This window comes from Pseudomonas sp. S07E 245 (genome assembly GCF_019599025.1).
GTDB classification, from domain to species: Bacteria; Pseudomonadota; Gammaproteobacteria; order Pseudomonadales; family Pseudomonadaceae; genus Aquipseudomonas; species Aquipseudomonas shirazensis.
This window is the reverse complement of record NZ_CP080625.1, coordinates 4,764,955-4,789,132: the sequence shown is the minus strand read 5'-3', so window position 1 is coordinate 4,789,132 and position 24,178 is coordinate 4,764,955. Positions and strand designations below refer to the sequence as shown.

General features: G+C 63.6%; 16 protein-coding genes. 8 read left to right on the top strand and 8 right to left on the bottom strand.

All coding sequences use genetic code 11. From position 1 onward, the window contains the following. Window positions 1-28: 28 nt before the first annotated feature. On the bottom strand, window positions 29-1,504 hold the full coding sequence (gene putP / locus K3F44_RS22000) for a sodium/proline symporter PutP (protein ID WP_220632963.1): 1,476 nt from the start codon (window positions 1,502-1,504) through the stop codon (window positions 29-31). 357 nt (window positions 1,505-1,861) lie between these two features. Here putP and putA point away from each other — a divergent pair, with 357 nt between their 5' ends. From putA to yccS, 8 genes are all read left to right on the top strand, one after another. Continuing rightward, on the top strand, window positions 1,862-5,815 hold the full coding sequence (gene putA, locus K3F44_RS21995) for a trifunctional transcriptional regulator/proline dehydrogenase/L-glutamate gamma-semialdehyde dehydrogenase (RefSeq protein WP_220632962.1): 3,954 nt from the start codon (window positions 1,862-1,864) through the stop codon (window positions 5,813-5,815). A gap of 582 nt (window positions 5,816-6,397) precedes the next feature. Then, the gene (locus tag K3F44_RS21990) at window positions 6,398-8,200 is read left to right on the top strand and encodes an acyl-CoA dehydrogenase (protein WP_220632961.1); all 1,803 of its coding nucleotides are present in this window, start codon (window positions 6,398-6,400) and stop codon (window positions 8,198-8,200) included. A 31-nt stretch (window positions 8,201-8,231) separates the two neighbouring features. Continuing rightward, window positions 8,232-9,674: a TldD/PmbA family protein gene (locus K3F44_RS21985; RefSeq protein ID WP_188035203.1), complete on the top strand. Its 1,443-nt coding sequence runs from the start codon at window positions 8,232-8,234 to the stop codon at window positions 9,672-9,674. Continuing rightward, window positions 9,674-11,005 (top strand): TldD/PmbA family protein, encoded by a 1,332-nt coding sequence (locus K3F44_RS21980; protein ID WP_220632960.1) that lies wholly within the window; start codon window positions 9,674-9,676, stop codon window positions 11,003-11,005. Before K3F44_RS21985 ends, K3F44_RS21980 begins: the two co-directional genes overlap by 1 nt. A gap of 30 nt (window positions 11,006-11,035) precedes the next feature. Beyond that, window positions 11,036-12,463, top strand: coding sequence for a multidrug transporter subunit MdtD (gene mdtD, locus K3F44_RS21975; RefSeq protein WP_101315814.1), 1,428 nt, complete (start codon window positions 11,036-11,038; stop codon window positions 12,461-12,463). 64 nt (window positions 12,464-12,527) lie between these two features. Beyond that, on the top strand, window positions 12,528-13,913 hold the full coding sequence (gene dbpA, locus K3F44_RS21970) for an ATP-dependent RNA helicase DbpA (protein ID WP_101315812.1): 1,386 nt from the start codon (window positions 12,528-12,530) through the stop codon (window positions 13,911-13,913). A gap of 73 nt (window positions 13,914-13,986) precedes the next feature. Beyond that, complete coding sequence (locus K3F44_RS21965; protein ID WP_150571089.1) at window positions 13,987-15,168, top strand: NAD(P)/FAD-dependent oxidoreductase; 1,182 nt, start codon at window positions 13,987-13,989, stop codon at window positions 15,166-15,168. Between the two features lie 60 nt (window positions 15,169-15,228). Next, window positions 15,229-17,412 carry a YccS family putative transporter gene (gene yccS / locus K3F44_RS21960; protein ID WP_150571088.1) on the top strand — a complete coding sequence of 728 codons (2,184 nt, stop codon included), beginning with the start codon at window positions 15,229-15,231 and terminating at the stop codon, window positions 17,410-17,412. A gap of 8 nt (window positions 17,413-17,420) precedes the next feature. Here yccS and K3F44_RS21955 read toward each other — a convergent pair whose 3' ends face one another. From K3F44_RS21955 to K3F44_RS21925, 7 genes are all read right to left on the bottom strand, one after another. Further along, window positions 17,421-18,158, bottom strand: coding sequence for an ABC transporter substrate-binding protein (locus K3F44_RS21955; RefSeq protein WP_220632959.1), 738 nt, complete (start codon window positions 18,156-18,158; stop codon window positions 17,421-17,423). Window positions 18,159-18,345: 187 nt separating this feature from the next. Further along, the gene (locus tag K3F44_RS21950; protein WP_220632958.1) at window positions 18,346-19,293 is read right to left on the bottom strand and encodes an ornithine cyclodeaminase family protein; all 948 of its coding nucleotides are present in this window, start codon (window positions 19,291-19,293) and stop codon (window positions 18,346-18,348) included. Then, complete coding sequence (locus tag K3F44_RS21945) at window positions 19,290-20,264, bottom strand: threonine/serine dehydratase (RefSeq protein ID WP_220632957.1); 975 nt, start codon at window positions 20,262-20,264, stop codon at window positions 19,290-19,292. The genes K3F44_RS21950 and K3F44_RS21945 overlap by 4 nt, the downstream gene beginning before the upstream one ends. A gap of 115 nt (window positions 20,265-20,379) precedes the next feature. Further along, window positions 20,380-21,015, bottom strand: a complete 636-nt coding sequence (locus tag K3F44_RS21940) for a transcriptional regulator (protein ID WP_103435802.1) — start codon at window positions 21,013-21,015, stop codon at window positions 20,380-20,382. A gap of 94 nt (window positions 21,016-21,109) precedes the next feature. Further along, window positions 21,110-21,406: a helix-turn-helix domain-containing protein gene (locus K3F44_RS21935; protein WP_101315797.1), complete on the bottom strand. Its 297-nt coding sequence runs from the start codon at window positions 21,404-21,406 to the stop codon at window positions 21,110-21,112. An 11-nt stretch (window positions 21,407-21,417) separates the two neighbouring features. Next, entirely contained in the window at window positions 21,418-21,918 is a 501-nt protein-coding gene (locus K3F44_RS21930; RefSeq protein WP_101315795.1) for a M48 family metallopeptidase, read from the bottom strand. Window positions 21,919-21,957: 39 nt separating this feature from the next. Further along, the gene (locus K3F44_RS21925; protein WP_220632956.1) at window positions 21,958-24,078 is read right to left on the bottom strand and encodes a bifunctional diguanylate cyclase/phosphodiesterase; all 2,121 of its coding nucleotides are present in this window, start codon (window positions 24,076-24,078) and stop codon (window positions 21,958-21,960) included. Window positions 24,079-24,178: the final 100 nt, after the last annotated feature.

Here is a 24,178-nt window from a genome sequence, read left to right as displayed (position 1 = left end):
GCTTTTTCATACAGCGGTCAGGGCAACATTACTTACCGATGTGGTAAGCCTCGTCAGCCTTCTCGAAGCGCGAAACCATGCTCGAGGTCGGTGCGCCCAGCTTGCTCACCAGCACGATGGCGATGGTGGCAAACAGGAAGCCCGGGATGATTTCGTACAGGCCGGTGTCCAGCTGCTTCCAGAAGATCACGGTCAGTGCGCCAACTACGATACCGCTCAGCGCGCCGTTGCGGGTCATGCCCTTCCACAGTACCGACAGCAGGACTACCGGACCAAACGCAGCACCGAAGCCAGCCCAGGCGTACGCCACCAGACCAAGCACGCGGTTTTCCGGGTTGGCTGCCAGGGCGATGGCGATCAGTGCCACGGCCAGGACCATCATCCGGCCGACCCAGACCAGCTCGACCTGGGAAGCGTTTTTACGCAGGAAAGTCTTGTAGAAGTCCTCGGTCAGGGCGCTGGAGCAGACCAGCAGCTGGCAGCTCAGGGTGCTCATCACCGCCGCCAGGATGGCCGACAGCAGCACACCGGCAACCCACGGGTTGAACAGGATCTTCGCCAGCTCGATGAACACACGCTCGTGGTTCTCGGTAACCGGGCCAGCCAGTTCAGGGTTGGCCGAGAAGTAGGCGATACCGAAGAAGCCCACGGCGCAAGTACCAGCCAGGCACAGGATCATCCAGGTCATCGAGATGCGACGAGCATTGGCGATCGACTTGACCGACTCGGCAGCCATGAACCGCGCGAGGATGTGCGGCTGGCCGAAGTAGCCCAGGCCCCAGCCCATCAGCGAGATGATGCCGATGAAGGTCGCCCCTTTGAACATATCGAAGTTGGCCGGGTTCTGCGCTTCGATGGCGAGGAAGGTGGTGTCGAAGCCGCCCGTCGAGATCAGCACGATGATCGGCGTCAGGATCAGCGCGAAGATCATCAGCGAGGCCTGCACGGTGTCGGTCCAGCTCACTGCCAGGAAACCACCGACGAAGGTGTAGGCGATGGTCGCAGCAGCGCCGGCCCACAGCGCGGTTTCGTACGACATGCCGAAGGTGCTTTCGAACAGGCGAGCACCCGCCACGATGCCGGAGGCACAGTAGATGGTGAAGAACACCAGGATGACGATCGCGGAGATGATCCGCAGCAGGCCGCTCTTGTCTTCAAAGCGGCTGGCGAAGTAGTCCGGCAGGGTCAGCGCGTCGCCGTTGTGCTCGGTCTGCACACGCAGACGGCCGGCCACGAACAGCCAGTTCAGGTAGGCACCAACGGTCAGGCCGATGGCGATCCAGGCTTCGGACAAGCCGGACATGTAGATGGCGCCTGGCAGGCCCATCAACAGCCAGCCGCTCATGTCGGAGGCACCTGCGGACAGCGCGGTGACAACGCTACCGAGGCTACGTCCGCCGAGAATGTAATCGGAAAGGTTGTTGGTGGAGCGATAGGCGGCGAAGCCGATCAGTACCATTGCTGCGATGTAGACCACGAAGGTGATCGTCAGAGGATTGCCCATGGTTGTGCCCTGGCGTTTGTTTTTATTTCATGCAACCTGCCGACAAAGCGGTTGCACCCAGGCGGCGCATGCTATGCAACAACATGAACCGGGTGCAACCATTTTTCATTTGCCAGTTGCACCCTGAAATGCGTTTACACAGAAAACGTCGCTTTTAGACACTTTTGTCGCAAACGCCGCGTTTATCAAAGGAAAACGCACCACAATCGAGCAGCGCGACGACCTGAAACCACGCGCCAGACGAGTTGCACCTCAAACTATAAAAAAACGGGTTGCACCAGGTTGCACCCGCAATGGGCTAGCGCTAATCTTGGCCTCAGCTAAAGCCACAGCAAGTGGCAATAATGAGGATAAGAAATGGCGACGACCACCCTTGGGGTCAAACTCGATGACCCTACCCGTGAGCGACTCAAGGCAGCTGCGCAGTCGATTGACCGCACGCCGCATTGGTTGATCAAGCAGGCTATCTTCAATTACCTGGAGAAGCTCGAGGGTGGCGCGACCCTGCACGAAATCAATGGCCATGGTGCCAACCTCAGTGACGACGCCGGCGAGGTACAGCCTGAGCATAGCCATCAATGCTTCCTCGAGTTCGCTGAAAGCATCCTGCCGCAATCGGTACTGCGTGCTGCCATCACTTCGGCCTACCGTCGCCCCGAGCAGGAAATGGTGCCGATGCTGCTGGAGCAGGCGCGCCTGACCACTGCCCAGGCCGAGGCCACCAACAAGCTCGCCTCGGGCATCGCCGAGAAGCTGCGTAACCAGAAGAGCGCCAGCGGTCGTGCCGGTATCGTTCAGGGCCTGCTGCAGGAGTTTTCGCTGTCGTCGCAGGAAGGCGTTGCACTCATGTGCCTGGCCGAAGCCCTGCTGCGCATCCCCGACAAAGGCACCCGCGACGCGCTGATCCGCGACAAGATCAGCACCGGCAACTGGCACCCGCACCTGGGCAACAGTCCGTCGCTGTTCGTCAACGCAGCAACCTGGGGCCTGCTGCTGACCGGCAAGCTGGTCTCGACCCACAACGAATCCGGCCTGACTTCGTCGCTGACGCGCATCATCGGCAAGAGCGGCGAGCCGATGATCCGCAAGGGCGTCGACATGGCCATGCGCCTGATGGGCGAGCAGTTCGTCACCGGCGAAACCATCGCCGAAGCCCTGGCCAACGCTAGCCGCTTCGAGTCCAAAGGCTTCCGTTATTCCTACGACATGCTCGGTGAAGCCGCACTCACCGAGCATGACGCACAGAAGTACCTGGCCTCCTACGAGCAGGCGATCCACTCGATCGGCAAGGCCTCCCATGGCCGCGGCATCTATGAAGGCCCGGGCATCTCGATCAAGCTTTCCGCCCTGCACCCTCGCTACAGCCGCGCGCAATACGAGCGGGTGATGGACGAGCTGTACCCGCGCCTGCTGTCGCTGACCTTGCTGGCCAAGCAGTACGACATCGGCCTTAACATCGACGCCGAAGAAGCCGACCGCCTCGAGCTGTCGCTGGACCTGCTCGAGCGCCTGTGCTTCGAGCCATCGCTGACTGGCTGGAACGGTATCGGCTTTGTCATCCAGGCTTATCAGAAGCGTTGCCCGTACGTGATCGACTCGGTCATCGACCTGGCCAAGCGCAGCCGCCATCGCTTGATGATCCGCCTGGTCAAGGGCGCCTACTGGGACAGCGAAATCAAGCGCGCCCAGGTCGAAGGTCTGGAAGGCTATCCGGTCTACACCCGCAAGGTGTACACCGACGTTTCCTACATCGCCTGCGCACGCAAGCTGCTGTCGGTGCCAGAAGCCATCTACCCGCAGTTCGCTACCCACAACGCCCACACCCTGTCGGCCATCTATCACATTGCCGGGCAGAACTACTACCCGGGCCAGTACGAGTTCCAGTGCCTGCACGGCATGGGCGAGCCGCTCTACGAGCAAGTGGTGGGCAAAGTTGCCGATGGCAAGCTGAACCGTCCGTGCCGGGTGTATGCCCCGGTCGGTACCCACGAGACGCTGCTGGCCTATCTGGTGCGACGCCTGCTGGAAAACGGCGCCAACACCTCGTTCGTCAACCGTATTGCCGACCACTCGATTTCGATTCAAGAGCTGGTCTACGACCCGGTCGCCAATATCGAGCAAATGGCGGCCCAGGAAGGCAGCATCGGCCTGCCGCACCCGCGCATCCCGCTGCCGCGTGACCTGTATGGCAGCGAGCGGGCCAACTCGGCCGGTATCGACCTGGCCAACGAACATCGCCTGGCGTCGTTGTCCTGCGCGTTGCTGGCAACCGCTCACACCGAGTGGAAAGCCCCACCAATGCTGGGTTGCGCCAGCAGCCAGGAAGTGGCGGCAGCCGTGATCAACCCGTCCGATCATCGCGACGTCGTCGGTCATGTGCAGGAAGCCACCGTCATTGATGTCGACAACGCCATCCAGTGCGCGCTGAACGCTGCGCCGATCTGGCAAGCGACGCCGCCAGCCGAGCGTGCAGCGATCCTCGAGCGCAGCGCCGACCTGATGGAGGCCGAGATCCAGCCGTTGATGGGCCTGCTGGTGCGTGAAGCCGGCAAGACCTACGCCAACGCCATTGCCGAAGTCCGCGAAGCGGTGGACTTCCTGCGTTACTACGCAGTACAGGCCCGCAACAACTTCAGCAACGACGCCCACCGCCCACTGGGCCCGGTGGTGTGCATCAGCCCGTGGAACTTCCCGCTGGCGATCTTCAGCGGCCAGGTTGCCGCGGCCTTGGCTGCCGGTAACCCTGTGCTGGCCAAGCCTGCCGAGCAAACTCCGCTTATCGCTGCGCAAGCGGTGCGCTTGATGCTTGAAGCCGGTATCCCTGAAGGTGTGCTGCAACTGCTGCCAGGCCGCGGTGAAACCGTCGGCGCCGGTCTGGTCGGTGACGAGCGGGTCAAAGGTGTGATGTTCACTGGCTCGACTGAAGTCGCCCGCCTGCTGCAACGCAATATCGCTGGCCGCCTCGACGCTCAAGGCCGGCCGATCCCGCTGATCGCTGAAACCGGCGGGCAGAACGCGATGATCGTCGACTCGTCGGCCTTGACCGAGCAAGTGGTGATCGACGTGGTTTCCTCGGCGTTCGACAGCGCCGGTCAACGTTGCTCGGCCCTGCGCGTCCTGTGCCTGCAGGAAGACTCCGCCGACCGCGTCATTGAAATGCTCAAGGGCGCCATGGCGCAAAACCGCCAAGGCAACCCGGAACGACTCTCGGTGGACATCGGCCCGGTAATCGACGCCGAAGCCAAGGCTGGCATCGAGAAGCACATCCAGGCCATGCGTGAAAAAGGCCGCGCCGTGTATCAGGTGGCCATCGCCGATGCTGCCGAGTGCAAACGCGGTACCTTCGTCATGCCGACCTTGATCGAGCTGGACAGCTTCGACGAACTCAAGCGCGAGATCTTCGGCCCGGTACTGCACGTAGTGCGCTACAACCGCCGCAATCTCGACCAGTTGCTCGAGCAGATCAACGCCTCCGGCTACGGCCTGACCCTGGGCGTACACACCCGCATTGACGAAACCATCGCCAAGGTTGTGGATACCGTCAACGCCGGCAACATGTACGTCAACCGCAACATCGTCGGTGCCGTGGTCGGCGTGCAGCCGTTCGGTGGTGAAGGCCTGTCCGGCACCGGCCCGAAAGCCGGCGGCCCGCTGTACCTGTACCGGCTGCTCTCAACCCGCCCGGTCGACGCCGTGGCTCGCCAGTTCAAGGAGGCCGATGCTGCCAGCAAGGTCGACAGCGTCCTGCGCGAGCAACTGATCAAGCCGCTGCACAGCCTTAAAGCCTGGGCCGAAAGCAACCAGCTGAGCGACCTGGCCAGCCTCTGCGAGCAGTTCGCAGAGCAATCACAGAGCGGCATCACCCGCCTGCTGCCGGGCCCGACCGGCGAGCGCAACAGCTACACCATCCTGCCGCGCGAGCATGTGCTGTGCCTGGCAGACAATGAAGCTGACCTGCTGGCTCAATTGGCTGCAGTACTGGCCGTAGGCAGCTCGGCGGTATGCGTCGACGGCGAGCCGGCCAAGAGCCTGCGTGCGCGCCTGCCTAAAGAGCTGCAAGGCAAGGTCAAGCTGGTGGCCGACTGGACCAAGGATGAAGTTGCGTTCGATGCTGTTATCCACCACGGCCACTCGGACCAACTGCGCGCCGTGTGCGAGCAGGTAGCCAAGCGCGCCGGGGCGATTGTCGGTGTGCACGGGCTGTCCAGCGGCGATCAGCAGATTGCCCTGGAGCGTTTGGTGATCGAGCGCGCAGTGAGCGTCAACACCGCTGCGGCGGGGGGTAACGCGAGCTTGATGACGATCGGCTGACACCGACACGGCAGTAACCAAAAAGGAGAGCTTCGGCTCTCCTTTTTTATGACTTTCAGATACAACTTGCTGCCACTTGCATCGCCTGATTCCAGGTCGGCGTCGCCTGTATTGGGGCTGCTCCTAAAGTACCGCGCATGGCGGCGGGCGAGGCGTCTGGCGCGCCTATGCCGACTGGGCGCGGTCCCTGTAGGAGCGGCCTTGTGTCGCGAAAGGGCCGCGAAGCGGCCCCGACATCAGCAGCAGTTACACCAAACTACGTCCAATAGCCGGCCGTTGGCGCACCGCAGCGCAATCACCGCCGCATCCCCAACTCGGCATCATCCATCAGCGCCTTGGCCAGCGCGCTCAAGTCATGTGAAGCCCTTCGAGGAAATGGGGACTGCGGGGAGCGCTCTCAAGATCCAGCGCCGCCCGCGCGGCGCATCGCGACACAAGGCCGCTCCAGAAGCCCGTGACATGCACTTAGTGGCCGCAATTCGCCACCCCTCCCCCACACCATCACCTCAATCAATGATGCTGGCCTCACCCATTCCTCGTTCCTAGACTCGCCTTAAGCCCCTCACCACTGGACCCGCCAGCATGTCCGAAACCCTGCTCAGCTCCCGCAACCTGGCTTTCGAGCTCTACGAAGTACTCGACGCCGAGGCCCTGACCCAGCGCCCGCGCTTCGCCGAGCACAGCCGGGAAACCTTCGATGCGGCGTTGGCCACTGCGCGCACCATCGCCGAGAAGTACTTCGCCGGGCACAACCGCAAGGCAGACGAAAATGAACCGCGCTACGTCGATGGCCGGGCCGAGTTGATTGCCGAGGTGAAGCCTGCGGTCGATGCCTTTTTGCAGGCGGGCTTCCTCAATGCCAACCGCGATTTCGAGGTCGGTGGCATGCAGTTGCCGAGCCTGCTCTCGCAAGCCTGTTTCGCGCACTTCCAGGCAGCCAACGCGGGCACTACGGCCTACCCGTTTCTGACCATGGGCGCCGCCAACCTGATCGAGAGTTTCGGCAGCGATGAGCAGAAGCGCTTGTTCCTGCAGCCGATGATCGAGGGGCGCTACTTCGGCACCATGGCCCTGACCGAACCCCATGCTGGCTCGTCACTGGCGGATATCCGCACCCGCGCCGAACCGGCTGGCGATGGCAGTTACCGGATCAAGGGCAACAAGATCTTCATCTCCGGCGGCGACCATCAGCTGTCGGAGAACATCGTCCATCTGGTGCTGGCGAAGCTGCCGGACGCGCCCGCCGGGGTGAAGGGCATTTCGCTGTTTATCGTGCCCAAGTACCTGGCCAATGCCGATGGCAACTTGGGCCCGCGCAACGATGTGCTGCTGGCCGGGCTGTTCCACAAGATGGGCTGGCGCGGCACCACCTCGACGGCGCTTAACTTTGGCGACCAGGGCAACTGCGTGGGCTATTTGCTGGGCCAGCCGCACCAGGGCCTGGCCTGCATGTTCCAGATGATGAACGAGGCGCGGATCGGCGTCGGCATGGGTGCGGTGATGCTCGGCTATGCCGGCTACCTGTACTCGCTGGAGTACGCGCGCCAGCGGCCACAGGGGCGTTTGCCGGACAACAAGGATCCGCTCAGCGCGGCAGTGCCGATCATCGCTCACAGTGACGTGAAGCGTATGTTGCTGACGCAGAAGGCCTATGTCGAAGGTGCGTTCGATCTGGGCCTGTATGCAGCGCGGCTGTTCGACGATACCCACACCGCGCCCAGCGACAGCGAGCGCCAGCAGGCCCAGGCATTGCTCGACCTGCTGACGCCGATCGTCAAGTCGTGGCCCTCGGAGTTCTGCCTCAAGGCCAACGAGCTGGCGATCCAGATCCTCGGCGGTCACGGCTACACCCGCGAGTATCCGGTCGAGCAGTATTACCGCGACAACCGCCTGAACCCGATCCATGAAGGCACCCACGGCATCCAGTCGCTCGACCTGCTCGGCCGCAAGCTGGCGCACAATGGCGGCGCCGGGCTCAAGCAGTTGATCCGCCTGATCGCCGCAACGGCCGAGCGCGCCAGCCATCACCCTGCCCTCGATGACCTGCGCCAGCCGCTTGAGCAACTGGTCAATCGGCTGCAGGCGGTGACCTTGGCGCTGCTTGGCGATATGGCGGCGGGCAAGGTCAGCACTGCGCTGGCCAACTCGGCGCTGTACCTCAAGGTGTTTGGCCATTGCGTGATTGGCTGGCGCTGGCTGGAGCAGGCGCTGCATGCCGAGCGCGGGCTGGTCAACGGCGCGGTGGCCGACCACCACTTCTATCGTGGCAAGTTGCAGGCGGCGCGTTATTTCCTGACTTGGGAAGTACCGGGCTGCCATACTGAGCTGGCACTGCTCGAGGCCCGCGATGACACTTGCCTGAGCATGCACGAAGGGTGGTTCTAGGGGGAGCCGCCGCGTTCACGGAGTTCTGCCCATGTTCGATTCCAGCGCCCTGCTGCGCCAGCGTTTTGCCTCGCTGCGCAGTACGGCCGAGGTGTTTTCGCTGCGCCACGTCAAGCAGTCCTATCAAGGCCTGGCGGTGCGCCGCAATGTTGCCCAGCCACCGTTCTTCAATCAGGACGAAGGCGCCATGCTCACCGTGCGCATCAACGGTGTCGAGGCCTATGCGGCCACCGCCGATCTTTCGCAAAGCGGCTTGCAACGGGCGCTGGAGCAGGCCGAAGCGCTGGCCCGGCAGATCGCCCGGCACAGCCTGCTGGACTTGAGCACGCAAGCGGTGCCGAGCGAGCGCCATGACCATGTCTCCCCCAACTTCATTCAGCCGCTGCCGAACCTGGCCGATTGCCTGGGCCTGCTCGCCGCCGAATCGGCCAGCGTGCCGACGGATGACCGCCTGGTCGATTGGCAGGCGAGCCTGGGTATCAGCGAAGTCGAGCAGACCTACTTGAACTCGGCCGGCGCCGAACTGCGCCACGCCCAGCGCTTTTTGTTCCCGGGCATGGGCGTCACTGCCAGCGACGGCCAGGACAGCCAGAGCCGCAGCCTGGGCCGGGACAATTTTGGCCAGCAGGGCGGTTTCGAGATCATCGAGCGCTGCGGTCTGATCGGTGCCGCGACGCAGGTTGCCGATCAGGCCTTGCAACTGTTGCTGGCGCCCAACACGCCGAGCGGCAAGCGCGACCTGTTGCTGATGCCTGACCAGATGATGCTGCAGATCCACGAGTCGATCGGCCACCCGCTGGAGATGGACCGAATTCTGGGCGACGAGCGCAACTACGCCGGTACCAGTTTTGTCAAAGCCAGCGACTTCGGCCAGCTGCAATATGGCTCGAGCCTACTCAATGTGACCTTCGACCCGACCATCGCCGAAGAGCTGGCCAGCTACAGCCACGACGATGACGGCACGGCCGCCAGCAAGCAGTTCCTGATCCGTCAGGGCAAGCTGTTACGCCCGCTCGGGGGCGCGCTGTCGCAGTTTCGCTCCGGGCTTGATGGGGTCGCCAACAGTCGCGCCTGCAGCTGGAACCGCGCGCCGATCGACCGCATGGCCAACCTCAATATCGAACCCGGCGAGCAGTCGCTGGCGCAGCTGATTGGCGGTATCGAGCAGGGCATCCTGATGCGCACCAACCGCTCGTGGTCGATTGACGATGCGCGCAACAAGTTTCAGTTTGGCTGCGAGTGGGGCCAGCTGATCGAAGACGGCCAACTCAAGGGCGTGGTCAAGAACCCTAACTACCGCGGTATTTCGGCGCAATTCTGGCGCGACCTGTCGGCAGTCGGCGACCGCAGCACTTTCGAGGTACTCGGCACCCCCAACTGCGGCAAGGGCGAGCCCAATCAGGTGGTGCGGGTCGGCCATGCGTCGCCGGCCTGTGTGTTCAGCCAGATCGATGTATTCGGAGGAGACGCCTGATGCGCGCCACACCCCAGGAGCAATTCCAGCAGCTGCTGCAAACCTTGCGTGCTGCCCTGCGCGACGGCGAGCAGTTCACCCTCGGTTTCAGCGCCGAGCAGTCGCAGTTCATTCGTTTCAACCATGCCAAGGTGCGCCAGGCCGGTGTGGTCAGCCAGGCCAACGCCCAACTGCGGCTGGTCGACAATGGCCGCCAGGCCGAGCAGCAGTTCACCCTGTGTGGCGATGCCGAGCTTGACCAGCAGCGCCTGCACGATGCCCTCAAGCAATTGCGCCAGACCTTGCCGCTGCTGGCCGTCGACCCGTACCTGAGCCTGGACGACAGCGCCTGGCATTCGCACAGCCTGCAACAACAGGCGCTGCCGGACCCAGCCGAGGTGCTGGCGCTGGTCGAGCGCGAAGCTGCCGAACTGGATTTGGTCGGCATTTACGCCGCCGGCCCGATCTGCCGCGGCTTTGCCAGTTCGTTCGGGGCGTTTGGCTGGCATGAAGCGGTCAGTTTCAACTTCGACTGGAGCCTGTTCCACGCCAACGGCGAGGCAGTCAAAGCCAACTATGCCGGCCAGAGCTGGGACGCTGCTGCCTTTGTCGAGCGTTTGCGCCTGGCCCGCGAGCAACTGGCCTATCTGGGCCTGCCTGGGGTGCTGCTCAAGCCCGGCAGCTATCGCGCTTACCTAGCGCCAGCGGCCATGGATGAAATCGCCGGCATGCTCTGCTGGGGCGGTTTTTCCGCGCAGGCACTGGCCACCGGCAACAGCGCCTTGCAGCGGCTGTACAGCGGCGATGCGCAATTGAGCCCGCTGGTGAGTATCAGCGAGCAGGTCAGTGGCTCGTTGAGCCCGGCGTTTTCCGACGAAGGTTCGCAGCGCCAGGACCTGCAACTGATCGCCGAGGGTCGCGGCCTGCAGCGCCTGGTCAGTGCCCGCAGCGCAGCGGAGTTCAAGCTGGCCGCCAACGGCGCCGACAGCTACGAGTCGCCCTGCGCGCTGAGCCTGGCACCGGGCGAGTTGGCCACCGCCGACATCCTCCAGCGCCTGGGCACCGGCCTGTACATCAGCAACCTGTGGTACCTGAACTACTCTGACCTGCCAGCAGCACGGATGACCGGCCTGACCCGCTTTGCCACCTTCTGGGTCGAGAACGGCGAGATTCAGGGGCCGGTCAGCACCATGCGCTTCGACGACACCCTGTACAACCTGCTCGGCCAGCAGCTCGAAGCCTTGACCGCCGAGCGTGAGCTGATCCTTTCGAGCAGCACCTACGGCCAACGGCAAACCGGATCGAGTCATTTGCCGGGCGCACTGGTCAAAGCGATGACCCTGACTCTGTAACACCGCCGCCTGGAAGGATTTGAGGCCGCCATGACCGATCGCGCACCGCTTGACCCTGTCACCGCCCGCTGGATCCCGTGGGTGGTGGCGATTGCCTTTTTCATGCAGTCACTCGACGGCACCATCCTCAACACCGCGCTGCCGGCGATGGCGCGCTCGCTCGAAGAAGACCCGCTGCGCATGCAAGGGGTGATCATCGCCTACATGCTCACCGTGGCCTTGCTGATCCCGGCCTCGGGCTGGATCTCCGACCGCTTTGGCACCAAGCGGATCTTCTTCAGCGCGATCCTCTTGTTCAGCTTTGGCTCACTGCTGTGCGCCCTGGCCAACAGCCTCGGTTTCCTGATCGGGGCGCGGATCATTCAGGGCCTGGGCGGTGCCTTGATGCTGCCGGTCGGGCGGCTCGTGGTGCTGCGCGCCTACCCGCGTTCAGAGCTGGTGCGGATCATGAGCTTCATCACCATCCCCGGCCTGCTCGGCCCGCTGCTGGGGCCGACCGTCGGTGGCTGGCTGGTAGAAATCCTCAGTTGGCACTGGATCTTCTTGCTCAACCTGCCGGTGGGTGCGCTGGGCTGTTGGGCGGTATGGAAGTTCATCCCCGACCTGCGCGGCAGCGAGCGCACGACCTTCGATACGCCAGGGTTCCTTCTGTTTGGTGCAGCGATGGTGCTGATCACCATTGCCATGGAAGGCCTGGGCGAGCTGCACATGCCGCACCTGCGGGTGATGTTGCTGCTGTTTGCCGGCATGGCATGCCTGGCGGCCTACTGGCTGCGCGCCGGGCGCGATCCCGAGCCGCTGTTCTCGCCCAGCCTGTTCCGCGTGCGCACCTTCGCCATCGGTATTCTCGGCAACCTGTTCGCCCGTCTGGGCAGCGGTGCCCTGCCCTTTCTGGTGCCGCTGCTGCTGCAGATCGCCCTGGGCTATTCGCCGTCCCAGGCCGGCATGAGCATGATCCCTCTGGCAGCAGCGGCGATGGTTGCCAAGTCGGTAGCACGGCCGCTGATCGAGCGGCTCGGCTACCGCATCATCCTCACCGGCAATACCGTGCTGCTGGGCATCCTCTTGGCGAGCCTGGGCCTGGTCGATGAGCAGACGCCGTATGCTTTGTTGCTGGTGCAGCTGTCGTTGCTCGGTGCAGTCAATTCGCTGCAGTTCACCGCGATGAACACGGTGACCCTGATCGATCTCGACGATGCCAGCGCCAGCAGCGGCAACGGCTTGCTTTCGGTGGTTGCGCAACTGGCCTTGAGCCTGGGCGTGGCCTGTGCCGGTGCCCTGCTCGGCGGCTTCACCGCGGCTGGTAACGGCGATGGCGTTGAGAGCGTGCTGGGGGCCTTCCAGCTGACCTTCTTCACCATCGGCCTGATGTCGATGCTGGCAGCGGCGATCTTCCTGCAACTGGCGCCAAGCGACGGCAGGCGTGCCCGTCGTCCGGAAGCCGAGATCGAACCTTAGGGGGAATGGCCACGAGGCTGGTAGACTATCGGGCATTTTTCGCTTTGCTACCCAGGCCCGCCTCGTGACCACCGAATCCACCGCATTTGCCTCTTTGCCCTTGTCTGCCGCCATGCTGGCCAACCTGGAGGCGCTCGGCTATGCCGCGATGACCCCGATCCAGGCCCAGAGCCTGCCGGTGATCCTGCGTGGCCAGGACCTGATCGCCCAGGCCAAGACCGGCAGCGGCAAGACTGCCGCCTTTGGCATCGGCTTGCTCAATCCGCTCAACCCGCGCTACTTCGGCTGCCAGGCACTGGTCCTGTGCCCGACCCGCGAGCTGGCTGACCAGGTGGCCAAAGAACTGCGCCGGCTGGCCCGGGCGGAAGACAACATCAAGATCCTGACCCTCTGCGGTGGGGTTTCGCTCGGCCCGCAGATCGCCTCGCTGGAGCACGGCGCGCACATCATCGTTGGCACTCCGGGCCGGGTTCAGCAGCATCTGGACAAGGGCACGCTGGTCCTCGACGGGCTCAACACGCTGGTGCTCGACGAAGCCGACCGCATGCTCGACATGGGCTTCTTCGACGCCATTGCCGCGATCATCGGCAAGACCCCGTCGCGCCGGCAGACCTTGCTGTTCTCGGCCACCTACCCGAGCGGCATCGAGCAACTGGCTGCTGATTTCATGCGCAAGCCGCAGCAGGTCAAGGTCGACGCGCTGCACAGCGAAACCCAGATCGAGCAGAGCTTCATCGAGATCGACCCGCAGCAGCGCCTTGAAGCGCTGACCCGCGTGCTCGCGCACTACCGCCCTGAATCGTGCGTGGCGTTCTGCTTCACCAAGCAGCAGTGCGACGAAGTGGTCAACCACCTGACCGCCAAGGGCATCGTTGCCCAGGCGCTGCATGGCGATCTGGAGCAGCGTGACCGCGACCAGGTGCTGGCGATGTTCGCCAACCGTAGCATCTCGGTGCTGGTTGCCACCGACGTTGCCGCGCGCGGCCTGGATATCGACGGCCTGGACATGGTCATCAACGTCGAACTGGCGCGTGATGCCGAAATCCACGTACACCGAGTCGGCCGTACCGGCCGTGCTGGCGAAAAGGGCGTCGCCGTCAGCCTGGTCGCTCCCGCCGAAGGCCATCGCGCCCAGGCCATCGAGCAGCAACAGAAGCGCCCCCTGCGCTGGGAACAGCTGGACAACCTCAAGAGCCAGGGCGGCGAGCCGCTGCTGCCGGTAATGGTCACTCTGTGCATCGGCGCCGGGCGTAAAGACAAGCTGCGCCCGGGTGACATCCTCGGTGCACTGACCGGCGACGCCGGCATCCCTGGCAAGCAGGTCGGCAAGATCGCCATCTTCGACTTCCAGGCCTTGGTTGCGGTCGAGCGAGCATTGGCCAAGCAGGCCGTGCAGCGCCTCAACAGCGGCAAGATCAAGGGCCGCGCGCTGAGAGTGCGGATCCTCTGATAGCTACAGCAACCCTGTGCCGGCGGCGCAGGGTTGGCCTCACCTTCTGTTCAACTGATTCTAGGTAACTCCCGTGCACTCCACCGACGTGATCATCCTCGGCGCTGGCGCCGCCGGCCTGATGTGCGCTCAGCTCAGCGCCAACCGTGGCCGCCGCGTGCTGCTGCTCGACCATGCCAACAAACCGGGCAAGAAGATCCTCATGTCGGGTGGCGGGCGTTGCAACTTCACCAACATGTACACCGAGCCGAGCAACTTCCTCTCGAACAACCCGCACTTCTGCAAATCGGCGCTGGCCCGCTATACCCAGTGGGACTTCATCGAACTGGTGGCCAAGCACCAGGTGCCGTATCACGAGAAGAAGCTCGGTCAGCTGTTCTGCGACAACAAGTCCAGCGACATCCTCGATTTGCTGCTGGCTGAATGCGACGCTGCCGGGGTGGACCTGCGCATGGACACCAGCATCGAGACCATCGAGAAAACCGCCGAGGGTTATCGGCTGCAGACCAGCGCCGGCCCGTTCGCCTGCCAGTCGCTGGTGATCGCCACCGGCGGGTTGTCGATCCCGACGTTGGGCGCCAGCGGCTTCGGCTACCAGGTGGCGCGCCAGTTCGGCCACACCTTGCTGCCAACCCGTGCCGGGCTGGTGCCGTTCACCATCACCGAGCCGCAGCTCAAGGCCATGTGCACCGAGCTTTCGGGCACCTCGCTGGACTGCACCGCCAGCTGCAACGGCAGCAGCTTCCGCGAGAACCTGCTGTTTACTCACCGCGGCTTGAGTGGCCCGGCGATTCTGCAGATTTCTTCGTTCTGGGAGGCCGGCGACAGCGTCGAGATCAACCTGCTGCCTGACCGTGACGCGCTGGACTGGCTGCAAAGCCAGCAAATCGAGCGCGCCAACAGCGAGCTGAAGACCGTGCTCGGCGAGGTGTTCACGCGCAAGCTGGCAAACCTGCTGGCCGAGCAGTGGTTCGAATCCAAGCCGATGAAGCAGTACACCCCGGCCGAGCTGGCACAGATCGCTGACAAGCTGGCCTGCTGGCAGGTGGTGCCGGCCGGCACCGAAGGTTATCGCACGGCCGAGGTCACCCTGGGCGGCGTCGACACCCGCGAAGTGTCGTCCAAGACCATGGAATCGCTGAAAAGCCCTGGGCTGTATTTCATCGGTGAAGTGCTCGATGTCAGCGGCCATCTCGGCGGATTTAATTTCCAGTGGGCCTGGGCTTCTGCCAATGCCGCGGCGCAGTTCGTGTAATGTAGAATCCTTTCAGCAATGCCCTGAAAGGTTCTCATCGATCACTGCCAGCAGGCCACTATGTCATCGAGCTCGTTTCGTCATTCTCTGCGTCGTTTGTGGGGCCAGGACAAGTTCAGTTATGCCATCCGGGTGACCATCGCCCTCACCGGCAGCATGGCCTTGTGTTGGTATCAAGATGAAATGAAGCTGTTGATCCCGCTGTTTCTGGGGATCATCGCCAGCGCCCTGGCCGAGACCGACGACGGCTGGCAGGGCCGCCTCAGCGCCCTGCTGGTGACCCTGGCCTGTTTTGCCATCGCCGCGCTGTCGGTCGAGCTGCTGTTCCCCTACCCCTGGATCTTTGCCTTCGCCCTGGCCCTGGCGGCGTTCTGCCTGACCATGCTCGGCGCCTTGGGCGAGCGCTATGGCGCGATTGCCTCGGCGACCTTGATCCTCTCGGTGTACACCATGATCGGCGTCGACCAGCGCGGCGGTGAGGTCACCGACTTCTGGCACGAGCCGTTGCTGCTGGTGGCAGGCGCTGCCTGGTATGGGCTGCTGTCGGTGCTGTGGCAGGCGCTGTTCTCCAATCAGCCGGTGCAGCAGAGCCTGGCCAAGCTGTTCTACGAGCTGGGCCGCTACCTCAAGCTCAAGGCCAACCTGTTCGAGCCAATTCGCAACCTTGAAGTGGAATCGCGACGGCTGGAGCTGGCCCAGCAGAACGGCAAGGTGGTCGCAGCCCTCAACGCCGCCAAAGAGATCATCCTGCACCGGGTCGGCAACAGCCAACCCAACTCCAAGGTCAGCCGCTACCTCAAGCTGTATTTCCTGGCCCAGGACATTCACGAGCGCGTGAGTGCCTCGCACTATCCGTACAACGCCCTGGCCGAGGCGTTTTTCCACAGCGACGTGATGTTCCGCTGCCAGCGCCTGTTGCGCCAGCAAGGCTCGGCCTGCCAGCAGCTGTCGGAATCGATCCGCATGCGCCAGCCGTTCGTCTACGGCAGCGGTTTTGCCGAGGCGCTGGAAGACCTGCACGCCTCCCTGGAACACCTGCGCATCCAGAGCAACCCAGCCTGGCGCGGCCTGCTGCGCTCGCTGCGGGCGCTGGCCGGCAACCTCGCCACGCTGGACCGCCTGCTCGCCGACGCCAGCAACCCGGACGGCCTTGCCGATGCCAGTGACAGCAGCCTGCTGGACCGCTCGCCGCGCAACTTCAAGGACGTCTGGAGCCGCCTGCGCACGCAGCTGACGCCGACTTCGCTGCTGTTCCGCCACGCCCTGCGCCTGCCGCTGGCGCTATCAATCGGCTATGGCATGGTGCATCTGATTCACCCGACCCAGGGTTACTGGATCATCCTCACCACGCTGTTCGTCTGCCAGCCCAACTATGGCGCGACGCGGCGCAAGCTGGTGCAGCGGATTTTCGGCACGGCGATCGGCCTGACGGTCGGCTGGGCGTTGTTCGATCTGTTCCCTAACCCGGTGGTGCAGTCGTTGTTCGCGGTGGTTGCCGGGGTGGTGTTCTTCGTCAACCGCACCACCCGCTATACCCTGGCCACGGCGGCAATCACGCTGATGGTGCTGTTCTGCTTCAACCAGATCGGCGACGGTTACGGCCTGTTCCTGCCGCGCCTGTTCGATACCCTGGTCGGCAGCCTGATCGCCATTCTGGCGGTGTTCCTGTTCCTGCCCGACTGGCAGGGGCGGCGGCTGAACAAGGTGCTGGCCAATACTTTGACCTGCGCCAGCGAGTACCTGCGCCAGATCATGCAGCAGTATGCGTACGGCAAACGCGACGACCTCGCCTATCGCCTGGCCCGGCGCAATGCGCACAACGCTGACGCAGCGCTGTCGACCACTCTGGCCAACATGCTGATGGAGCCTGGCCACTTCCGTAAGGAAGCCGATGTCGGTTTCCGCTTCCTGGTGCTCTCGCACACCTTGCTCAGCTACCTGTCAGGACTAGGTGCGCACCGCGATACGGCGCTGCCGCCAGAGGTCCACGAGCAACTGATCGACGGTGCCGGGGTCAGCCTGGCCAACAGCCTCGACCAGATCGCCAACGGCCTGGCCGCGCGCCTGCCGGTGGCGATTCACAGTGATGAAGAAGAAGCCTTGGCCAATGCCCTCGAGCAGATGCCGGAAGAGCTGGATGAGCATCAGCGTCTGGTGCAGACGCAGCTGGCCTTGATCTGCCGCCAGCTCGGCCCACTGCGGACCATGGCCGCGCACCTGATCAAGGAAGGTGCGCCGAGCTGAGCCTGGGCTCAAAAGCCATGCTGGCGCAGCAGGCGCTGATAACTGCCATCGGCTTTCATGGCCGCGATGGCGCGCTCGAAGCGCTGCACGATCTGCCGATGTTGCGGGTGCTGCAAGCTGACAAGAATGTGCAGGCTGTTCTCACCCAGCGGCGGATCGACAAAACTGACCGAGTCACGCACCTGCTGCGGCTCGCGCTGCAGGTTGTAACGTGCGACGTACTCGTCTTCCACTGCCAGCTTGACCCGCCCGGCCGCCAGCATGCGCACAGCTGAGGAGAAATTGCGCACCTGTACCTTGCTCAGGCGGCTGTCATCGTCGAAGCTCGGCGAATAGGCATAACCGCGCACCACGGCGATGCTGTAGGGGTACAGGTCAGCCTGGCGCTGATAAGTGAAGGCCTCACCCTGGCGCTTGAGCAAGCGGATACGGTTACTCAGGAAGGCACCGGAAAACTGCCCGATCTGGGTGCGCGACTCGTTGTACCAGGCGTTGACCAGCACGTCGTATCGTCCTTCGCCCAACCCTTTCAACGCACGCGCCCAGGGCACTTCTTCGTATTCACTGGCAAAGCCTGCGCGCGTCAGCGCCGTGGTCACCAGGCTGGTCGCTAGGCCACCGCCGGGCAGGCTGGCGTCGGTGAACGGCGGCCAGCTGTCGGCAACCAGACGCAGTTTTTGCTCTGCAGCTGCAGGCGAGGCCAGCAACGCCAGCAACAGCCCGGCAAGGCACAGCAGTGGCCGCATGCACGAATCCTTTTGGCAATGGGGGGCTCCCGCGGATGACGGTAACATGTGCTCCGTCATACCGAGCAGAATACAGATCCGCGGGACTGCCGACAGCGGACAATGATGTCAAATGGCCTCTATTTTGGCCAAGCCGGCAGATTACTTGCCAAAGCAATAATCAGGCCTCGTTGCGAGGCCCAATTGGTCAGCGTTGCAGCACCTCCAGCACGCAGCGGGCAATCTGCGCATCCTGCACCGCAACGCCGGTCAGATCGGCGAGAGTCAGTTGCCCGTCGTGTTCGCGCCCGGTCGCGTGCCCTGCCAGCACCTCGCCGAGTTCGCTCAGCTGGCTTGGGGCTATCAAACCGGCCTTGAGCGCATGAGACACCTCGCCGTACTGGCTACATTGGCGGCGCGAATCGACAATGATCCGCTGAGCACTGGCGACCAGCTCCACCGCCAGTTCCTGCTTGCCTGGTGCATCGGCACCAACCGCGGTGATATGGCTGCCGGGCAGCAGCCATTCACGTTGCAGCAGCGGCTCGCGGGAAGGCGTGGCGCAGACCAGCAGGTTGGCCGCCTCGGCCACTAGCCGCGGTTGCTCGACACAGCGCACCGTGCAGCCCAGCGCCTCGGCAAACGCCCTGTAGTCGCACCGCGCGGCGTCACTACGACCCCACACCAGCACCTCGCGGCAGGCGGTGACTGCCAGCAACTGCTCCAGCTGCAAGCGCGCCTGCATGCCGGTGCCGAGGATGCCGATCGCTTCGACCCGGTTCGGCGCCAGCAACCGTGCCGCGATGCGCCCAGCCAGGGCGGTGCGCATGCAGGTTAACCAACCCTGATCCGCCAGCAGCGCCAACGGCTGGCCGGTGCTGGCACTGAGCACCAGCATCAGCCCGTCGTTGCTCGGCAAGCCCTGCTGCGGGTTGCTGTAGAAACCAGTGGAAACCTTGACCGTGAAGGTCTCACTGCCCTCGACATAGGCCGATTTGATACAGCAGTCGCCATTTGCCTGAGGGAAGCCGAATGCCTGCACCGGTGGCACCTGCACCCGGCCTGCGGAATAAGCGACAAAGCCCAGTTCGATGGCGCACATGGCCTGATGGGCATCCAGCGCGGCCATGATCGCCGGCAGCTCGTAGACCTTCATGCTATAGCCTCGAGGTATTTCTCCAGCACGATATTGCGGCCGCACAGCACGACTGCGACTTTCTTGCCGCGATACTCCTCGGCCAGCGCCAGCATGCCGGCCATCGCCACGCCTGCGGCGCCCTCGATGATCCAGCGCTCGCTGGCGGCGACCTCACGCATGGCAGCCTTGATCTGCGCCTCACTGACCAACACGCGCTGACTCAACAGCCGTTGGCACAGGCCGAGGGTAACGCTGTCGGGTTCGACGCCGCCGGCGGTGCCATCCGAGATAGTCTCCTCCTCGTCGACCTCGATGATCCGCCCGGCTGCGAGTGAGGCATGCAGGGCCGGTGAGTTGGCTGGCCAGCAACCAACGATGCGGGTTTTCGCCGACAGGCCATGCAGGGCCGCTGCAATGCCGCTAATCAGACCACCACCGCCCACAGCCACGAACACCGCATCCAGCTCCGGCTGCTGCTCGAACAGTTCCATTCCGACCGTACCCTGACCGGCGATGATCTGGTAGTCGTTGTACGGCGACACGTACGGTTTGCCTTGCAACTGCGCCTGGCGCCCGGCTTCCAGTTCGGCGCCGAGCGGATCGAGATCAAGGCTGATGACCTCGGCGCCCAGTGCGCGCATTGCTTCCAGCTTATAGCTGGAGGCCTGCGTGGTGGTGTAGACGCTGACCGGCACGCCCAGTGCCTGGCCGGCCAAGGCAAGGCCCTGGCCGTGGTTGCCAGAGGACGCGGTGATGACGCCACGCTGGCGCTGGACCGGGTCAAGCAGGCGCAGCTTGTTGCTGGCACCGCGGTATTTGAACGAGCCGGTGTGCTGCAGGTGCTCGCACTTGAGGTAAACCTCACAGCCGCTCAAAGCACTCAGGCGGCTGCTCAAGGTCAACGGCGTGACCGCGACCTGCGGGCGCAGCGCGGTGTGTGCTTCAGTGATGGCCTGCTGCAGGGAGCCCAGTGCTTGGTCGTCGATCATCGGTAATGCTCTCGGTGACAGAGCGCTACCCAGGCAGCGCACTCATATGGAAATTAAATCTACGATAGATTTTATTTCCACGGCGCGCAAGCACCAGCGAGCAGGTCGACAGGTATCAGCTTTCGCGAGCGAGCTTCACGTACTTGTAGACGGTCGCCCGGCCCATGTTCAGCACGTTGGCCACATAGTCATAAGCGCTCTTGCCGCGGAACGCCCCTTCGCCATGCAGGGCCTCGATCAGCTCGCGCTTGTGCTCGCGCTCCAGCGTGTTGAGGCTCTGGCTACGTTCGGCCAGCCAGCTGTGCATGAAGGTGTTGATGCGCTCCTGCCAGTCATCACGAAACAGCACTTCAGGTTGCGGTAGCAGGCGGCTGGCCTGGAAGAACACATCCAGCGCCTGCCTGGCCTGCTCCAGCAGCGATACGTTGAAGTTGATGCACAGCAGCGCTTCGGGCTGGCCGTTGTCATCGAGCATCACACTGCTGATCGAGCGAATTTTCTGGCCGTCCCAGTTGAGCTTTTCGTACGGACCCAGGCGGGTAGCGCCATTGAGGTCGGCGGGCAAGTCGTGCAGCGCCGAGTCGTCGCCCAACTGGCGCTTGGAGATATTGTTGGCGATGTGCACGATGGTCTGGCTGCGCAGGTCATGCACCACCACTTCAGCATGCGGAAACAGCAGCGTGGCGACGCCATCGGCCATGGCGGCGTAGTTGCTGAAGCGGGGGCTGAGCGCCGGCCGGGGTGCAGACATCGCAAGCATTCCTGAGGGTAAAGCGCGCCATGCTAAGCCAGGCGCGGCAGGCAGGGAAAGTGCAGCGGCCGCGAGCGACCCGCTGCAGATTGATTCAGGGGTAGCCCAGCACCTTACGGATGTGCGCCAGATGCGCGCCGATCCACTGCTTGTCGATCGCACCCCAGTCGCGGATGCGGTACTGCCCGGCATGGTTGCGGGCGCCGCTCTCCTGCTCGAATTCGCAGATGATGTCGAGGTCGGCCAGCGCAGCGATGGTGTCCTGAGCGGTACGCCGGGGCATGCCGGTGGCTTCGGTCAAGGCCGGTACGCTGGCGGCGGTCTGGCTGTCGATCAGCCAGGCGACGTACAGGCGGCGGTAGAAGCTGCTCTTGGTCTTGCTCACTTCCATGCTCGGGGTCCTTAGGATTGATTGGGCAGTTCCTGGTAGGTCAGGTAAACGCGCAGGTCGAATTCCAGTTGATGGTAATCCGGCTCCATGTGCTGGCAGAGCTGGTAGAACGCCTTGCTGTGGTCGCGCTCACGCAGGTGCGCCAGCTCATGCACGACGATCATGCGCAGAAACTCTGGCGCGGCGTCCTTGAACAAGGCCGCGATGCGGATTTCTTTCTTGGCCTTGAGCTTGCCGCCCTGCACCCGCGACACAGCTGTATTCAGACCCAGGGCGCGGTGGGTCAGGTCGAGGCGGTTGTCGAACAGCACCTTGTCCAGGTTCGGCGCACTGCGCAGGTAGCTCTGCTTCAGTTCCTGAGCGTAGGCGTACAACGCCTTGTCATTCTGCACCTGGTGACGGGCGGGATAGCGCTGGCGCAGGTACTCGCCCAGGCGGTCGCTGGCGATCATCTGCCGCACCTGCTCTTGCAGGTGCGGTGGGTAGGCTTGCAGGTAACGTAGGTCGGTCATGGCACGGCGGTCGATAAAAGCACACGCGATTCTAGCCAATCATTGCCCGGGCCAGTGGAAAAACAATGGAAAGCCGCTCGCATCGGCAGCGGTCATCGGCCGTGCCACCAAAAAGCCCTGCACATAACAGCAGCCGTGCGCCTTCAGCCAGGCCGCCTGGGCTTCGGTTTCCACGCCTTCGGCAATGACCGTGATCGCGTAGTCGGCGCACAGGCCAATGACGCTGCGCACCAACGCCGCATCGCTGGCCGAGTCGGGCAGGCGCGCGACCAGATGGCGGTCAAGCTTGAGCGTGTCGATGGGCAGATCGCGGATCATCCGCAGCGAACAGCCGCCGGCGCCGAAGTCGTCCAGCGCTACTCGCACGCCAAGCTCACGCAGGCGGTTGAGCTGCTTCACTGCGGCGTCGATGTTGTACATCAGCGAGGTTTCCGCCACCTCGACCTCAAGCTGCGCCGGGCGCAAACCGTGCGCCTGGATCACCGCCTGCAGTTCATCGACCAGATTTGGCATGGCGAACTGGACCCGGCTCAGACTGATCCCCAGTACCAGGTCATCGGCAAAGCCCGCGCGCCAAGCCTTGCGCTGGGCAGCACCCTGATCGTAGATCCAGCTGGCCAGCCGGCTGATCAGCCGGGTCTCTTCCAGCAACGGGATGAACAAGCCCGGCGGTACATCACCGACGCTGGGGTGCTGCCAGCGCAGCAGCGCCTCGAAACCACGCAGCTGGCCATCGGCAAACGCCACCTGCGGTTGAAACACCAGGCTGAAGTCCTTTTGCTCGATGGCGCTGCGCACGCCGTCTTCGAGCATCAGCCGCGACCGCGCACGGCCGTTCAGTTCCTGATCGTAAAACCGGTATTGCTGACGGCCAGCATGCTTGGCGGCGTACATCGCCGTGTCCGCCGCGCGCAACAGGCCCTCGAAAGTGCCGCCGCAGTCGGGATAGGTGGCGATACCAATGCTGACGCCCAGGGATACATCCATCCCGTCTACCTGGTGGGTGATCGACAGGCGTTCGAGCACCCGCTCAGCGAAGCGTCCGGCCAGCTCTGGATACGGCAGGCCGTCGAACAAAGCCGTGAATTCGTCACCGCCCATCCGTGCCAGCAGCGCCTCGCTGCCCAGGCAATCCTTCAGTTGAGACGCGACCCAGTGCAGGATCTCGTCGCCTGCCTCGTGCCCGAGCGAATCATTGATCCGCTTGAAGCCATCGAGGTCCATGTACATCAGTGCCTGGACCTTCTCCGAGTGCTCGTTGCGCAGCAGCGCAGCTTCGGCAGCCTGGTAGAAGCCGCGCCGATTGAGCAGGCCGGTGAGCGGGTCGGTGACCGCCTGCTGTTCCAGCTGCTGGTGCAGGCTGCGCACCACTGACATGTCCAGCAGGGTAATCACCATGGCGTGCTGCTCGCTCGGCAGCGGCGCGCAGGACAACGCCACCGGCACCAGTTGCCCGTCGGCGGTGCGCAACTGCGCATCGTGCACGCGGAAGATCTGCCGTTGCTGATACGCCTTGAAGAAGTCCGACTCGCGCCACAGGCTCGGTGTCGCCAGTTGCAGCAGGTCAAGCACGTGGGCGCCCTGGAGCACCTGCACCGGGGTATCCAGCAGGCTTGAAATCGCCGGATTGGCAAAGCTGATGGTGCCGCTCTCATCCACCACCAGGATGCCTTCGGCGGCGTTTTCCAGGATCGAGGCATTGAAGGCCCGCGCCGCTTCAAGCTCGCGGGTCAGGCGCTGCAGCATGCGTCGGTTGCGCTGCTGCTCGAGCAAGGCCTGCACCTTGGGCTTGAGGATCTGCGGGTCGAATGGCTTGAACAGATAATCCACGGCGCCGGCGGCGTAGCCCTTGAGTACGGCATCCTGCGACTGCTCGTTGGCAGTCAGGAAAATGATTGGAGTGAGTCGAGTGCGCTGGCTGCCGCGCATCAAGCGGGCGACTTCAAAGCCGTCCATCTCGGGCATCTGCACGTCGAGCAAAACCAGGTCGACTTCATGGCGGAGCAGCGCGCCGAGCGCCTCGGTGCCCGAACAGGCAGTCAATACCTGCCAATCCTGACGGGCCAGCAGGGCGCGCATGCTGATCAGGTTCTCTGGGTAATCGTCGACAACCAGCAAGACGGACTTGCCGTCCGTTGCAGTGGGTTGAGCTTCATCCATGCTGCTTCTCTTGTAAGAGCGACTGCTTCCTACCCGTCTACTCTAGACCGCAGTTGGCGGGGTGCAATGGAATCAGAACGCTATCACCGAATTTAGTTTC

Bases quoted from the DNA above. Each gene is read 5' to 3' on its own strand.
- putP (WP_220632963.1), bottom strand. From the start codon at position 1,504: ATGGGCAATCCTCTGACGATCACCTTCGTGGTCTACATCGCAGCAATG.
- putA (WP_220632962.1), top strand. From the start codon at position 1,862: ATGGCGACGACCACCCTTGGGGTCAAACTCGATGACCCTACCCGTGAG.
- K3F44_RS21990 (WP_220632961.1), top strand. From the start codon at position 6,398: ATGTCCGAAACCCTGCTCAGCTCCCGCAACCTGGCTTTCGAGCTCTAC.
- K3F44_RS21985 (WP_188035203.1), top strand. From the start codon at position 8,232: ATGTTCGATTCCAGCGCCCTGCTGCGCCAGCGTTTTGCCTCGCTGCGC.
- K3F44_RS21980 (WP_220632960.1), top strand. From the start codon at position 9,674: ATGCGCGCCACACCCCAGGAGCAATTCCAGCAGCTGCTGCAAACCTTG.
- mdtD (WP_101315814.1), top strand. From the start codon at position 11,036: ATGACCGATCGCGCACCGCTTGACCCTGTCACCGCCCGCTGGATCCCG.
- yccS (WP_150571088.1), top strand. From the start codon at position 15,229: ATGTCATCGAGCTCGTTTCGTCATTCTCTGCGTCGTTTGTGGGGCCAG.
- K3F44_RS21955 (WP_220632959.1), bottom strand. From the start codon at position 18,158: ATGCGGCCACTGCTGTGCCTTGCCGGGCTGTTGCTGGCGTTGCTGGCC.
- K3F44_RS21950 (WP_220632958.1), bottom strand. From the start codon at position 19,293: ATGAAGGTCTACGAGCTGCCGGCGATCATGGCCGCGCTGGATGCCCAT.
- K3F44_RS21945 (WP_220632957.1), bottom strand. From the start codon at position 20,264: ATGATCGACGACCAAGCACTGGGCTCCCTGCAGCAGGCCATCACTGAA.
- K3F44_RS21940 (WP_103435802.1), bottom strand. From the start codon at position 21,015: ATGTCTGCACCCCGGCCGGCGCTCAGCCCCCGCTTCAGCAACTACGCC.
- K3F44_RS21935 (WP_101315797.1), bottom strand. From the start codon at position 21,406: ATGGAAGTGAGCAAGACCAAGAGCAGCTTCTACCGCCGCCTGTACGTC.
- K3F44_RS21930 (WP_101315795.1), bottom strand. From the start codon at position 21,918: ATGACCGACCTACGTTACCTGCAAGCCTACCCACCGCACCTGCAAGAG.
- K3F44_RS21925 (WP_220632956.1), bottom strand. From the start codon at position 24,078: ATGGATGAAGCTCAACCCACTGCAACGGACGGCAAGTCCGTCTTGCTG.